This is a genomic window from Neisseria sp. 19428wB4_WF04, from assembly GCF_015235335.1.
Lineage (GTDB): Bacteria > Pseudomonadota > Gammaproteobacteria > Burkholderiales > Neisseriaceae > Neisseria > Neisseria musculi.
Genome location: NZ_JADGLG010000001.1, coordinates 86,651 through 99,271 on the forward strand (window position 1 = coordinate 86,651; position 12,621 = coordinate 99,271).

Annotated in this window: 11 protein-coding genes; 6 read left to right on the plus strand and 5 right to left on the minus strand. The window is 56.3% G+C overall.

What is annotated here, in order from left to right:
- Positions 1-3: 3 nt before the first annotated feature.
- Complete coding sequence (locus tag IR141_RS00375; protein WP_135033693.1) at positions 4-213, minus strand: hypothetical protein; 210 nt, start codon at positions 211-213, stop codon at positions 4-6.
- Here IR141_RS00375 and IR141_RS00380 point away from each other — a divergent pair.
- From IR141_RS00380 to IR141_RS00405, 6 genes are all read left to right on the plus strand, one after another.
- Positions 205-363 (plus strand): hypothetical protein, encoded by a 159-nt coding sequence (locus IR141_RS00380; protein ID WP_167742953.1) that lies wholly within the window; start codon positions 205-207, stop codon positions 361-363. The genes IR141_RS00375 and IR141_RS00380 overlap by 9 nt on opposite strands.
- Positions 364-466: 103 nt before the next feature.
- Positions 467-2,464, plus strand: a complete 1,998-nt coding sequence (gene glgX / locus IR141_RS00385) for a glycogen debranching protein GlgX (RefSeq protein WP_228068088.1) — start codon at positions 467-469, stop codon at positions 2,462-2,464.
- Entirely contained in the window at positions 2,461-3,759 is a 1,299-nt protein-coding gene (glgC, locus tag IR141_RS00390; RefSeq protein ID WP_228068089.1) for a glucose-1-phosphate adenylyltransferase, read from the plus strand. The genes glgX and glgC overlap by 4 nt, the downstream gene beginning before the upstream one ends.
- Before the next feature lie 145 nt (positions 3,760-3,904).
- Positions 3,905-4,180, plus strand: a complete 276-nt coding sequence (locus IR141_RS00395; RefSeq protein WP_135033695.1) for a hypothetical protein — start codon at positions 3,905-3,907, stop codon at positions 4,178-4,180.
- Between the two features lie 329 nt (positions 4,181-4,509).
- Positions 4,510-5,955, plus strand: coding sequence for a glycogen synthase GlgA (gene glgA, locus IR141_RS00400; protein WP_135033697.1), 1,446 nt, complete (start codon positions 4,510-4,512; stop codon positions 5,953-5,955).
- A gap of 172 nt (positions 5,956-6,127) precedes the next feature.
- Positions 6,128-8,608, plus strand: a complete 2,481-nt coding sequence (locus tag IR141_RS00405) for a glycogen/starch/alpha-glucan phosphorylase (RefSeq protein ID WP_135033698.1) — start codon at positions 6,128-6,130, stop codon at positions 8,606-8,608.
- A gap of 110 nt (positions 8,609-8,718) precedes the next feature.
- Here IR141_RS00405 and IR141_RS00410 read toward each other — a convergent pair whose 3' ends face one another.
- The 4 genes from IR141_RS00410 to IR141_RS00425 all read right to left on the minus strand — a co-directional run bounded on the left by IR141_RS00410 (position 8,719) and on the right by IR141_RS00425 (position 12,560).
- A complete protein-coding gene (locus IR141_RS00410; protein ID WP_135033699.1) occupies positions 8,719-9,912 on the minus strand; it encodes an amino acid aminotransferase in 1,194 nt (397 codons plus the stop codon).
- A 217-nt stretch (positions 9,913-10,129) separates the two neighbouring features.
- Entirely contained in the window at positions 10,130-10,795 is a 666-nt protein-coding gene (gene rpiA, locus IR141_RS00415) for a ribose-5-phosphate isomerase RpiA (RefSeq protein WP_135033700.1), read from the minus strand.
- A gap of 236 nt (positions 10,796-11,031) precedes the next feature.
- On the minus strand, positions 11,032-11,511 hold the full coding sequence (ispF, locus tag IR141_RS00420) for a 2-C-methyl-D-erythritol 2,4-cyclodiphosphate synthase (protein WP_135033702.1): 480 nt from the start codon (positions 11,509-11,511) through the stop codon (positions 11,032-11,034).
- A gap of 266 nt (positions 11,512-11,777) precedes the next feature.
- A complete protein-coding gene (locus tag IR141_RS00425; RefSeq protein ID WP_135033704.1) occupies positions 11,778-12,560 on the minus strand; it encodes a formate/nitrite transporter family protein in 783 nt (260 codons plus the stop codon).
- Positions 12,561-12,621 lie beyond the last annotated feature (61 nt).

The following is a 12,621-nucleotide window of genomic DNA, read 5'->3' on the forward strand; positions in this document are numbered from 1 at the left end:
GGCTCAGGCTAACCGCTTTCGTCCTTTCAGACGGCCTGCCAAGCCTTGAAGCCGTCTGAAAATACCGGCCGCCGCCGGCTGCGGTTTGACCGGCGTTGGAGAAATAATGCGGGTTTCAGATGAACCGTTTTTTTCTTTCAGACGGCCTGCCAAGCCTTTGAGGCCGTCTGAAACATAACTGCCGCAATCAATAAGGAAAACACCATGAACCACACCATCACCGCAGCGTTATCGGGCAGCGCGGGCAAAGATTTTGCAGGCACTGCCTATGCCCGTGTCGATATCGATGCGCCGTCCGAACGGCTTACGGGATTGCGCAAGCCCGAGGAGCCGAAAGGCATTGCTGCCAACGGCGGCAGATAATATCCGGCTTGCAGCAGGCTTTTCAGACGGCCTGAAAAACAGCTTGAAAAACATTTAAGTTGTCTGAAACAAGACAGCACGGTTTATCCGAAACGGTATAGAAATGAACCATACGCAATCTGTTTGTACTCTTTCAGACGGCCTGCCTTATCCGATGGGCGCAAGCCTTAAGGCAGACGGCACCAATTTCGCGCTGTTTTCTTCACACGCAAGCAAGGTAGAGCTTTGCCTGTTTGACGAACACGGCGGCGAAACCCGTCTGCCGCTGCCTGCCCGCAGCGGCCATATCTGGCACGGTTTTGCCGAAGGCGTGGGAGAAGGGCAGCGTTACGGTTACCGCGTGCACGGTGCTGCCGATGCGTCATCGGGGCTGTTTTTCAACCCGCAGAAACTGTTGCTCGACCCCTATGCGAAAGCGGTGGCAGGCACCGCGCACTACCGCAGCGAAGCAGAGTCGGCATGGTTCCGTTATGACGATGCGCGCGACAATACCGCCGTTGCGCCCAAAAGCGTGGTAACGGGCGAGGGCGGGTTCGATTGGCAGGGCGATGCCTTCCCCGATGTGTCGTGGGCGCAAACGGTGATTTATGAAGCCCATGCCAAAGGCCTCACCAAACTGATGCCCGGCCTGCCCGATGCCGGCACCTATGCCGCACTGGCCGATAAACGGGTAATAGGCCGTCTGAAAGATTTGGGCATCACCGCCGTGGAGTTGCTGCCCGTGCACCTGCATCTCGATGAATTCCACCTGCAAAAACGCGGTTTGGTGAATTATTGGGGCTACAACACCTATTCGCATTTTGCCGTTGAACCGCGCTATGCCGCCGACCCGCAAAATGCCGCCGATGAGCTGCGCCGCGCCGTCAGAGCCCTGCACGCGGCCGGCATCGAAGTGATTTTAGACGTGGTTTACAACCACACCGCCGAGCAGGATCTGGAAACCGGGCTGATGCTGTGCCAGCGCGGCATCGACAACCCCGCATGGTATTGGATGACCTGTAACGGATACTGCAACTGGACGGGCTGCGGCAACACCCTGCAAGTGTCGCAAACCCACGTTACCCGCTGGGTGATGGACAGCCTGCGCTATTGGGTGGAAGCGTTCCACATCGATGGTTTCCGCTTCGATTTGGGCACGGTGTTGGGGCGCGAACCGGATTTCCACTCACACGGGCGGTTTTTCCAGGCGCTGGCGCAAGACCCCGTTTTGGCGGGGCGCAAACTGATTGCCGAGCCGTGGGACATCGGCGCCGGGGGCTACCGGTTGGGGCAGTTTCCCTACCCGTTTGCCGAATGGAACGACCGTTTCCGCGATGATATGCGCGCGTTTTGGGTGCACGAAAGCGGCAATCTCGGCGCATTTGCCGAGCGGCTGGCCGGCTCTTCCGACATTTTTCAACACAGCGGCAAACGCCCCTCGGCAGGCGTGAACTTTATCACCGCCCACGATGGTTTCACCCTGTGCGATCTGCTCAGCTACAACCACAAACACAACGAAGCCAACGGCGAAGGCAACCGCGACGGCCACAGCCACAATCTGAGCTGGAACCACGGCATAGAAGGCGAAACCGATGATGCTGCCGTTGTTCGGGCCAGGGCATACACCGCCAAAGCCCTGCTGGCTTCGCTGCTGCTGGCCAACGGCACGCCCATGCTGCTGGGCGGCGATGAATCCGGCAACAGCCAGAGGGGCAACAACAACGGCTATTGCCAGGATAACGAAACCACCTGGATCGATTGGGCATCGCGCGATGAAGATTTGGAACGCTATGTGCAAAACCTGCTGGCGCTGCGCCGCGAAACCGGCCTGCTGAACGAAGACGTATGGTGGAGCGCAGAGCGCGTGCGCTGGCTGGCTTCAGACGGCCGCGATATGGACGGCCGCGATTGGGAAAACCGCGAAACCAAATCGATGCAGATATTGATAGACAACAGGTGGCTGCTGCTGGTGAACGCCAAGCGCAGCCCGCAAACCTACCGCCTGCCCGATGGCGGTTGGGGCTGCCGCCTCGCCCCCTCGCAGGCCGAAGTTTCCCCGCCCGAATGCACCGTAGCCGATATGGGCATTTGGATTTTTTCACGCATTGGAGAGCCTCTATGAGCAACCACAAAGAAAAACCCCTGTCTTACGAGCCTGAGCGTATGCTGCACAACACCGACATTGCCAAAAGCACCCTGGTATTGATTCTGGCCGGCGGGCGCGGTTCGCGCCTGCACGAAATGACCGACCGCCGCTCCAAGCCTGCCGTTTATTTCGGCGGCAACTGGCGCATCATCGACTTCACTTTGTCGAACTGTTTGAACTCCAACCTGCTCAAAATCGGCGTGATCACCCAATACGAAGCCCACTCGCTGCTGCGCCACCTTCAGCACGCCTGGTCGTTTATGCCGCGCGAACGCGGACAGTTTGTCGATATGCTGCCCGCGCGCCAGCAGATAGACGAAAGCATGTGGTACCGAGGCACCGCCGATGCCGTGTGGCAGAACGTGCCGATTATGAAAGAGCACTACAAACCCAAATACGTGCTGATACTTGCCGGCGACCACATCTATAAAATGGACTATATGCAGATGCTGCGCGACCATATCTACAGCAGTGCCAAATGCACGGTGGGCTGCATCGAAGTGAAACGCAGCGAAGCCAAAGAATTCGGCATTATGGCCGTGAACGAAAACCTCAAGGTGCAGGAATTTGTCGAAAAGCCCGAAAACCCGCCGGCCATGCGCGAAAAGCCCGACCACTCGCTCGCCTCGATGGGCATTTATGTGTTTGATGCCGACTATCTCTACCAAACGCTCGAAGAAGAAGTGGTAAACGAACACACCCACCACGATTTCGGCAAAGACATCATCCCGCGCGCACTTGAAGACGGTGTGCTTTACGCCCACCCGTTCGAGCGTTCGTGCATGGGGCGCAACGCCGAGGGCAGCATCTACTGGCGCGATGTCGGCACGCTCGACAGCTACTGGCGCGCCCATATGGACTTGGTTACCGAACACCCGCAGCTCAACCTGTTCGACCGCAACTGGCCGGTTATCGGCCTGCCCACCCAGCCGATGCCGGCCAAGTTTTTCTATAAAAACACCGACTGCCGCACGCTCGACAACTCTCTGGTGGGCGGCGGCTGCCTGATCACCGATGCCCAAATCACCTCATCGGTTTTATTCGACCGCGTAACCGTAAACAGCGGTTCGGTGATTGATTCGGCCGTGATACTGCCGGGCGTGCATATCGGCAGAAACTGCCGTCTGAAAAACTGCATCATCGAGCGCAACTGCGTGATACCCGACAACACCGTTATCGGCGTAAACCGCGAAGAAGATGCCGAACGCTTCCGCATCAGCTCCGGCGGCAACGTTGTGCTGGTAACACCTGCCATGCTGGAGCGGGCATAACCGCACCTGCCGGCAGGCGGCACAGACGGCAATACCCTGTGCCGCCGCTTTCAGACGGCCTTAACGCTGCAAGGCGCAACACAGCATTGAAAGGGCGGGCATGGGTTCAGACGGCCTTGATGCGGTTTTCACCCCAACGGCCTGATTGCAGGCTTTTCAGCGCAGGCCGTCTGAACACAAACCGAAAAAACCGCGCAGCCTGCCGAGCCGCCCAAACGGCAGCCCGAAGCTGAATGCTGCGCCGCAAGGGCTGATGGGTGTTCAGATGCACCGCAAGAGCAGCGGCCTTTCCAAGGCAGGCAGCAGTTCAGACGGCTGCCATACCGCACCCGCAGGCCTGACAAACCCACCTGAGGCGTACAGGCTTTCAGACGGCTTGAACGCCGCATTGAAAGGGCGGGCATGGGTTCAGACGGCCTGATGTGATTTTCACAGCCTGAACATAGGATTTTCAGACGGCCTTGATGCGGTTTTCACCCCAACGGCCTGATTGCAGGCTTTTCAGCGCAGGCCGTCTGAAAACCGAAAAAAGCGCATTGCCCCGCCGAACTGCCCGCAAGGCAGCCTAAGGCGCATACCGCACCGCAGGGGCAGCAATATTAAGCGTGTTCAGACGGCCTTGATGCCGCGTCAGCAGGCAGAACCCGCCCCTAAGGCCGCAGCTTTCAGACGGCCTGCTTGCAGGCATTGCACCGCAGGCCGTCTGAACCATACGCGCTGCTTTAAAAATTTATCTCTAGGAATCTGTTTATGAAAATTCTACATGCCGCTTCAGAGCTTTACCCCCTGATCAAAACCGGCGGGCTGGCCGATGTGCTGGGTTCGCTGCCGTTTGCGCAGAAAGCGCAGGGGCACGATGTGCGCGTTATCCTGCCTTATTACCGCCATGTGCGCGATGTGCTGCCCGATGCCGCCTTGGTGGCCGTGCGCGACACCTTCGGCGGCAGCGTGCAGATACGTTATGCCGACTATCGCGGCCTGGGGCTGTATCTGATTGATGCGCCGCATCTTTACGACCGCCCGGGTAACCCTTACCACAACGAGCATTATTTCGACTATGCCGACAATGTGATCCGCTTTGCCATACTCGGCTGGGCGGCCGCTGCCGTGGCCACCGGCCTCGATGGTTTGTGGGGCAGGGCGGATGTGCTTCACGCGCACGATTGGCAGGCCGGTTTGGCGCCGGCCTATCTCAACGCATGGAACGCCTATATCAAGAGCGTGTTTACCATCCACAATATTGCCTATCAGGGCATGTTTCAGTCGAAACACTTGGGCGAAATCGGGCTGCCGTGGGAGATGTTCCATGTGGACGGCGTGGAGTTTCACGGCCAGATTTCGTTTTTGAAAGCCGGCCTGTTTTACGCCGGCCACGTTACCACTGTCAGCCCCACCTATGCCGATGAAATCACCCGCGAGCCGGCCGGCGGCGGGTTGTCGGGGCTGCTGGATACCCGCAGGCAGCAGGGCCGCTTGAGCGGCGTGCTCAACGGCGTGGACGATGCGGTTTGGAACCCGCAAACCGATGCCGCACTGCCCAAGCCTTTCCACCCCAAAGCCATGCAGGGCAAAAAAGCGGGCAAAAAAGCCCTCCAGCAGTTTTTCGGTTTGAATGCTGATGAAAAAGCCCTGCTCACCGTGATGGTGTCGCGCCTTACCCCGCAGAAAGGGGCAGATTTCCTGCTCGAATCGCTGCACGAAAAGCTGCCCGCCAACCCGGATTTGCAGTTTGTATTGCTCGGCAGCGGCGCGCCCGAGCTGGAGCAGGCATTTGTGCGGCTGGCCGAGCAGTATCCGCAGCAGGTCGGCGTGTATATCGGCTATAACGAAGAATTGGCGCACCAATTGGTAGGCGGCGGTGATGTTATTTTAATCCCCAGCCGTTTCGAACCTTGCGGCCTCACCCAGCTCTACGGCCTGAAATACGGCACGCTGCCCTTGGTGCGCCGCACCGGCGGGCTGGCCGACACCGTGGTTCAAACCGATGAAGCAACGCTGAAAAATAAAACCGCCACCGGTTTTGTGTTTGACGAGCCGACCGCAGGCGCATTGGGCGGCGCGCTGGAAAACGCGCTTTCACTGTGGCGCAAACCGCGTGTCTGGCCGGCCGTGCGGCGGCAGGCGATGGCGCAGGATTTCGGCTGGCACAAAGCCGCCGAAAGCTACGATGCCTGCTACCGCAGCCTGCGGGGCTGACGGGTTGGTTTGCCCAAACAACGGAAATGCCGGTTGCCCACTACCAACAGTTTCAATGCCGGGTGGGCATAATCGGCATTTTTATATGGGAAAATTTGTCAGCGCGTTTCAGACGGCCTTACAATTGCCCGCAGGAACAATGATTTAAGTTTTGATATAAAAGGTTTGATTTATGATTTCCAAGCTCCCCCTGCCCGAATACGAATATGCCATGCCCAAGCCCGACGCCGATTTTGTGCGCCGCGCCATTGTGTATAAGCTGATTTTTATTCTGGGTGTCGATCCCCGCAACGCCACCCCGCAGGAATGGCTCAACGCCGCCATGTTTGCTGCCCGCGACCTGGTTACCGAGAGTTTTCTGAAAACCCGCCGCAGCCACGAAGACCACGGCAAGCGCATGGTTTATTATCTTTCGATGGAATTTCTGATGGGGCGCTCGTTTGTTAATTCGCTGATTAACGAAGGCGTTTATGATGTGTTTAACGAAGCGTTCGAGCAGTTGGGGCTGGATTTTGCCGATGTGTGCGAGCAGGAAGAAGACCCTGGCCTGGGCAACGGCGGCCTGGGCCGGCTGGCCGCCTGTTTTCTCGATTCGATGGCCACGCTGCGCATTCCGGCCGTGGGCTACGGCATCCGCTACCAATACGGTATGTTCAAGCAGGAAATCGTTGACGGCCAGCAGATTGAAAAACCCGATTTGTGGCTGGATCACGATATGCAGTGGCAGTTTGCCCGCCCTGCCAAACGTTATCCCGTGTCGTTCGGCGGACGGGTGTGCGGCAGCGGCAGCATCAAATATTGGGAACCTGCCGAACACATCACCGCGCTGGCCTACGATGAAGTGATTCCCGGCTACGGCGGCAACGTGGCCAACCCCCTGCGCCTGTGGACGGCGCACGCGGGCGATACTTTCGACTTGGCCAATTTCAACCAGGGCGACTATTTCGCCGCCATGCGCGGACAAACCCAAGACGAAAACATCTCGCGCGTGCTCTATCCCAACGATTCCACCGACAGCGGTCGGGAGCTGCGCCTGAAGCAGGAATATTTTTTGGTGTCGGCATCGATTCAAGACATCATTGCCCGCCACAAATGCCGTTTCCCCAACCTCAAAAACCTGGCCGACAAAGTGGTGATCCATCTCAACGACACCCACCCCGTTTTGGCGATTCCCGAGCTGATGCGCATTTTGGTGGACGAAGAAAGCATGGATTGGGAAGAGGCCTGGGGCATCAGCTGCCGCGTGTTTTCCTATACCAACCACACCCTGATGAGCGAAGCGTTGGAAACCTGGCCGGTAGATTTGATGGGCCGCCTGCTGCCGCGCCATCTCGACATCATTTTTGAAATCAATGAGCAGTTTTTGGACGCGTTGCGCGCCATCGGCAAAACCGACCCCAACCTGATCCGCCGTGTTTCCATCATCGATGAAGAAAACGGCCGCCGCGTGCGCATGGCATGGCTGGCAGTGGTGGGTTCCCACCGCGTGAACGGCGTGGCCAAAATCCACTCCGATTTGATGAAAACCTCGATTTTCGCCGACTTCGCCAAAATTTTCCCCGACCGCTTCACCAACGTAACCAACGGTGTAACCCCCCGCCGCTGGATTGCCGTGGCCAACCGCCCGCTGACCAAGTTTTTGGATAAAACCCTCGGAGAGCAAGATTGGCGCCTGCATTTGGATCACCTCGCCAAACTCAACGGGCTGGCGGACGACCCCGAAGTGCAGGCAGAATTTGCCGAAGTGAAGCAGGCCAACAAGCAGCGCCTGGCCGACTACATCGAAAAAGAGCTGGGCATCAAGGTTAATCCGCAGGCCATGTTTGATGTGCAGATCAAACGCATCCACGAATACAAGCGCCAAGCCCTGAATGTGATGCACATCATCGACCGTTACAACAAAATTCTCGAAAACCCCGATGCCAACTGGCAGCCGCGCGTGTTTATCTTTGCCGGCAAAGCCGCATCGGCCTATGTGGCGGCCAAGCGCATCATCCGCCTGATTAACGATGTGGCGGCGGTGATCAACAACGACAAACGCATCCGCGACTTAATCAAAGTGGTGTTTATCCCCAACTACAGCGTGAGCCTGGCGCAGATTATCATCCCAGCAGCCGACCTTTCCGAGCAGATTTCACTGGCAGGCACCGAGGCCTCCGGCACCGGCAACATGAAATTCGCCCTCAACGGCGCGCTCACCATCGGCACGCTTGACGGTGCCAATGTAGAAATTCTCGAGAAAGTGGGAGAAGACAACATCTTCATTTTCGGCAACACAGTCGAGCAGGTGGAAGCCCTGCGCCGCGAAGGCTACGATCCGTTTGTTTATCTCGAGCAAGACAGCGACCTGCGCCGCGTTATCAAACAAGTGTCCACCGGCACCTTCTCGCCCGAAGAGCACAGCCGCTACAGCAACGTGATGCACGGCTTTGGCGACTACTACCAGCTTGCCGCCGATTTCCGCAGCTATATCGAAGCACAGGAACGTGCCGACAAACACTACAGCAATCCGGCCAAATGGCGGCGTTCGGCATTAATCAATATTGCCAACATGGGCTATTTCTCTTCCGACCGCTCAATTCAGGATTATTGCAAAAACATTTGGTTTATCGAGCCGCTCAGCGAAGCAGAACTGCCGAGCGAAAACCCGTAGGCAGGGTAGTAGGTTTAAAGAAAGAATGTAAAAATGTACCCCTTTTTATGGGGTGTAATATAAAGGCCGTCTGAAAAAGTTTCAGACGGCCTTGTGTGTTTCAAACCGCGTTACAGCACTTTCACAATGCTTTCGCACAAATAGCGGATATTGTCGGCGGTGATGCCCGCCACGTTGATGCGGCCGCTGCGCACGGCATAAATGGCAAATTCGTCTTTCAGGCGGTCAACCTGTTCGGGGCTTAAGCCCGAAAACGAAAACATGCCGTTTTGTTTCACGATGAAGCTGAAATCCTGCCCAGCACCGTATTCTTGCAGCAAATCCACAAACTGCCGGCGCATTTCTTTGATGCGTGTGCGCATTTCGTCAAGTTCGGCAATCCATTGCGCTTTGAGGGCTTCGTCTTTCAGCACCATCGCCACGGTGGTGCCGCCGTGTGAAGCGGGGTTGGAATACAGGGTTCGGATGATGGCTTTCACCTGGCTGAAGGCACGGTTGGCGGTTTCGGCATCGGCAGCTGTGATGGTAAATGCGCCCACGCGTTCGTTATACATGCCGAAGTTTTTGGAATACGAGCTGGCCACCAGCAGCTCTTTATTCAGTTTGGCAAAGGCGCGCAGGCCGTAGGCATCTTCTTCGAGGCCGTCTGCAAAGCCCTGGTAGGCGAAGTCGAACAGCGGCAGCCAGCCTTTTTCGGCCGACATTTTGGCCAAAGTTTCCCATTGTTCGGGCGTGGGGTCGATGCCGGTGGGGTTGTGGCAGCAGCCGTGCAGCAGCACCACATCGCCCGCTTCGGCCCGGCCCAAATCTTCAATCAGGCCGCTCCAGTCGAGAGAGTGGGCGGTTTTGTCGTAATAGCGGTAATCGCGGATATTGATGCCCACGGCTTTGAAAATGGCGTTGTGGTTGGGCCAGGTGGGCGCGGAAATCCACACGTTTTTGGCGCCGGTTTGGCGTTTGATGAATTCGGCGGCTACGCGCAGTGCGCCGGTACCGCCCAAGCTTTGCGCGGTTTTGGCGCGTTTGGAAGCGATGATTTCGCTGTCGGCGCCGAAGAGCAGCATTTGGGTTTGCTCGTTATAGTCGGCCACGCCGTCTATGGTGAGGTAGTTTTTGGTGTTTTCGGTTTCCAAGAGGCGTTTTTCTGCTTCTTTCACGGCTTTCACAATCGGGGTTCTGCCTTGGGCGTCTTTATATACACCGATGCCCAGGTTCACTTTGCCGCTGCGGGTTTCGGCTTTGAATGCCTCGCCCAAACCCAGAATCGGGTCGGCCGGCGCGGCTTCGATTTTGTCGAAAAACATGATGCTACCTTTCTGAAATGTGGGAGGAAAACTGTAGAAAAAGCAAAGTTAATCTTACGCTTTTTCGCAAAAGATGAAAACTGTAAAACAGCTTGGATATTGAGCAATATCAGAAGTGCGGCAAAACGGAAAAAGTTGCAATATTGTTGCCGCGCAATATATAAGGCCGTCTGAAACCTTGTTTTTCAGACGGCCTTGTTGCAACTGTTGCTGCGGATTAGCCCGGCACCATCACTTTCGCGCCCTCTTTGGTGCCCAACACCAGCACATCTGCGGCATTTCGGGCGAACAGGCCGTTTTCCACCACACCGGGGATTTTGTTGATTTCGTCTTCAAGCGTAACCGGCAGCGTGATATTCAAGCCGTACACATCGACAATCTGGTGCCCGTTGAAGGTGATGAAACCCATGCGCAGCTCGGGCTGGCCGCCCAAAGCCACCAATTTGCGTGAAACCATGGAACGCGCCATCGGAATCACTTCCACCGGCAGCGGAAATTTGCCCAAACGCGAAACGTATTTGCTTTCATCGGCAATACACACGAATTTGTCGGCAATGCTGGCCACGATTTTTTCGTTGAGATGCGCTCCGCCGCCGCCTTTAATCATTTGCAGCGAGTGGTTCACCTCATCGGCGCCGTCAATATAAAGCGACAGGTGCGACACTTCGTTCATCTGCACCTCGGGGATTTCGTAACGCGCCAGCATCTCCGAAGTGCCTTTCGAGGTGGAAACGGCGCCTTTGATTTTTTTGCCGCTTTTTGCCAACGCTTCGATAAACAGATTAACGGTGGTGCCGGTGCCGATGCCGATATATTCGTTTTCGTTTACAAGCTCTACGGCTTTTTCGGCAGCCATGCGTTTGAGTTCGTCTTGTGATGCCATGCTGTTTCTCTCCATCAGAAATGAAACGGGTTGAACATTATATAAGCCAAAATAAAAACGATACGGCACTGCCCCGGTGCAAAGAAAACGGCTTTGCAAGCCGCTGAAACGGCGGCAGAACCGGCTCCGTACGATGTTGCTGCCCTGAGGCTTCTGCGCTTGATACCGTTTTGATTTTGGTTTGCTGTCTGCAAACATGGTAACAGTTTTTACCCAACCGCGCAGTATCCGCTTTTTCAGACGGCCTGCAACAACACGGCGGCCTGCGCTGCTATGCCTTCCTGCCTTCCCAGATAGCCCAGTTTTTCGTTGGTTTTGCCTTTGATATTTACTGCTGTTTCGTCCAAACCCAAATCGGCGGCGAGATTGGCGCGCATGGCAGGAATATGCGGGGCGAGCTTGGGTTGCTGGGCGATAATGGTGCTGTCCACATTCACCACCCGCCAGCCTGCCGCCTGCACGCTTTGATAGGCTGCGCGCAGCAGCACGCGGCTGTCGGCATTTTCAAACTCGGCGGCGGTATCGGGAAAATGGCTGCCTATATCGCCCAAACCCGCCGCGCCCAACAGCGCATCGGTAACGGCGTGCAGCAGCGCATCGGCATCCGAATGGCCGAGCAGCCCTTTTTCAAACGGAATGGCCACGCCGCCGAGAATCAGCTTGCGGCCTTCGGTCAGTTGGTGGACATCATACCCCTGTCCGATGCGGATATTCATATCAATCAATCCTTTTTTTGTTTTCAGACGGCCTGAAAACGGTTAAACGGTAAAGCCGTTATTGTACACAAAACAAGGCTGGAACTTTGGTAAAAACACCATTTGCGGCGTATTTCTGCGTTGTGTGCTGCCCGCCCGTTTGCCTATCTATCTTTGCCTGTCTATCTGATATGCCTGCGCTGCTGCGCCTTGAACTGCATCCGCATTTGGTGTGTTTACAAAGGCCGCAGGCCGTCTGAAAGTTTCAGACGGCCTCTAAAACGGGCTCAAGCCTTCAAACCGAGCTTGCTGCGGTAGGCGTAGAAATACACCGCCCCCACAAACACCGCACCGCCGATAGCATTGCCCAAATACACCGACACCATGTTCCAGCCGAACTGCACCCATGAAATATCGGCACCCGCCCAAATCGCGGCGGGAATCACAAACATATTGGCCACCACGTGCTGAAAGCCCACTAACACAAAAATCATCACCGGAAACCAAATGCCCAGAATCTTGCCTGAAAAGCTGTGCGCACCGTAGCAAAGCCAAACGCCCATACACACCATCCAGTTGCAGCCTATGCCCGACACCAGTGCGCGGCCGAAATCTGCAGCCACTTTGCTCTCGGCCGCCGAAATGGTTTTTTCCAACACTCCGCCTTCGGTCAAGCCGACATAATGGCCGAAAAACCATGCGACAAAAAAAGCGCCCGCAAGGTTGGCCAGCGTAACAATCAGCCAGTTCCGCCCCCATTGCGCCAGAGAAATCCGCTTCGCCAGCCACGCCACCGGCACCACCATCATATTGCCGGTGATCAGTTCACCGCCGCCTATCAGAATGCACACCAGCCCGATGGGGAACACCGCCGCGCCGACAAACACTGCCAAACTGCCCCAATCGTGCGGCATCCCGCCCACTACGCGGATATAGGCCAAATAGCCCAGCGAAATATACATGCCGCCCAAAAAGCCCAAAATGCTTAAAGTGAAAGCACTCCCCTTTGCCTTCGCTACGCCTTTTTCAACCGTTGCCTGCAGAATCTGCTCCGGATACAAATCGCTCATATTGCTACCTGAAACGAGTAATTAAACAACGTTATTATAGCAATGTTTCAGACGGCCTCAT

Bases quoted from the DNA above. Each gene is read 5' to 3' on its own strand.
- IR141_RS00380 (WP_167742953.1), top strand. From the start codon at position 205: ATGAACCACACCATCACCGCAGCGTTATCGGGCAGCGCGGGCAAAGAT.
- glgX (WP_228068088.1), top strand. From the start codon at position 467: ATGAACCATACGCAATCTGTTTGTACTCTTTCAGACGGCCTGCCTTAT.
- glgC (WP_228068089.1), top strand. From the start codon at position 2,461: ATGAGCAACCACAAAGAAAAACCCCTGTCTTACGAGCCTGAGCGTATG.
- glgA (WP_135033697.1), top strand. From the start codon at position 4,510: ATGAAAATTCTACATGCCGCTTCAGAGCTTTACCCCCTGATCAAAACC.
- IR141_RS00405 (WP_135033698.1), top strand. From the start codon at position 6,128: ATGATTTCCAAGCTCCCCCTGCCCGAATACGAATATGCCATGCCCAAG.
- IR141_RS00410 (WP_135033699.1), bottom strand. From the start codon at position 9,912: ATGTTTTTCGACAAAATCGAAGCCGCGCCGGCCGACCCGATTCTGGGT.
- rpiA (WP_135033700.1), bottom strand. From the start codon at position 10,795: ATGGCATCACAAGACGAACTCAAACGCATGGCTGCCGAAAAAGCCGTA.
- ispF (WP_135033702.1), bottom strand. From the start codon at position 11,511: ATGAATATCCGCATCGGACAGGGGTATGATGTCCACCAACTGACCGAA.
- IR141_RS00425 (WP_135033704.1), bottom strand. From the start codon at position 12,560: ATGAGCGATTTGTATCCGGAGCAGATTCTGCAGGCAACGGTTGAAAAA.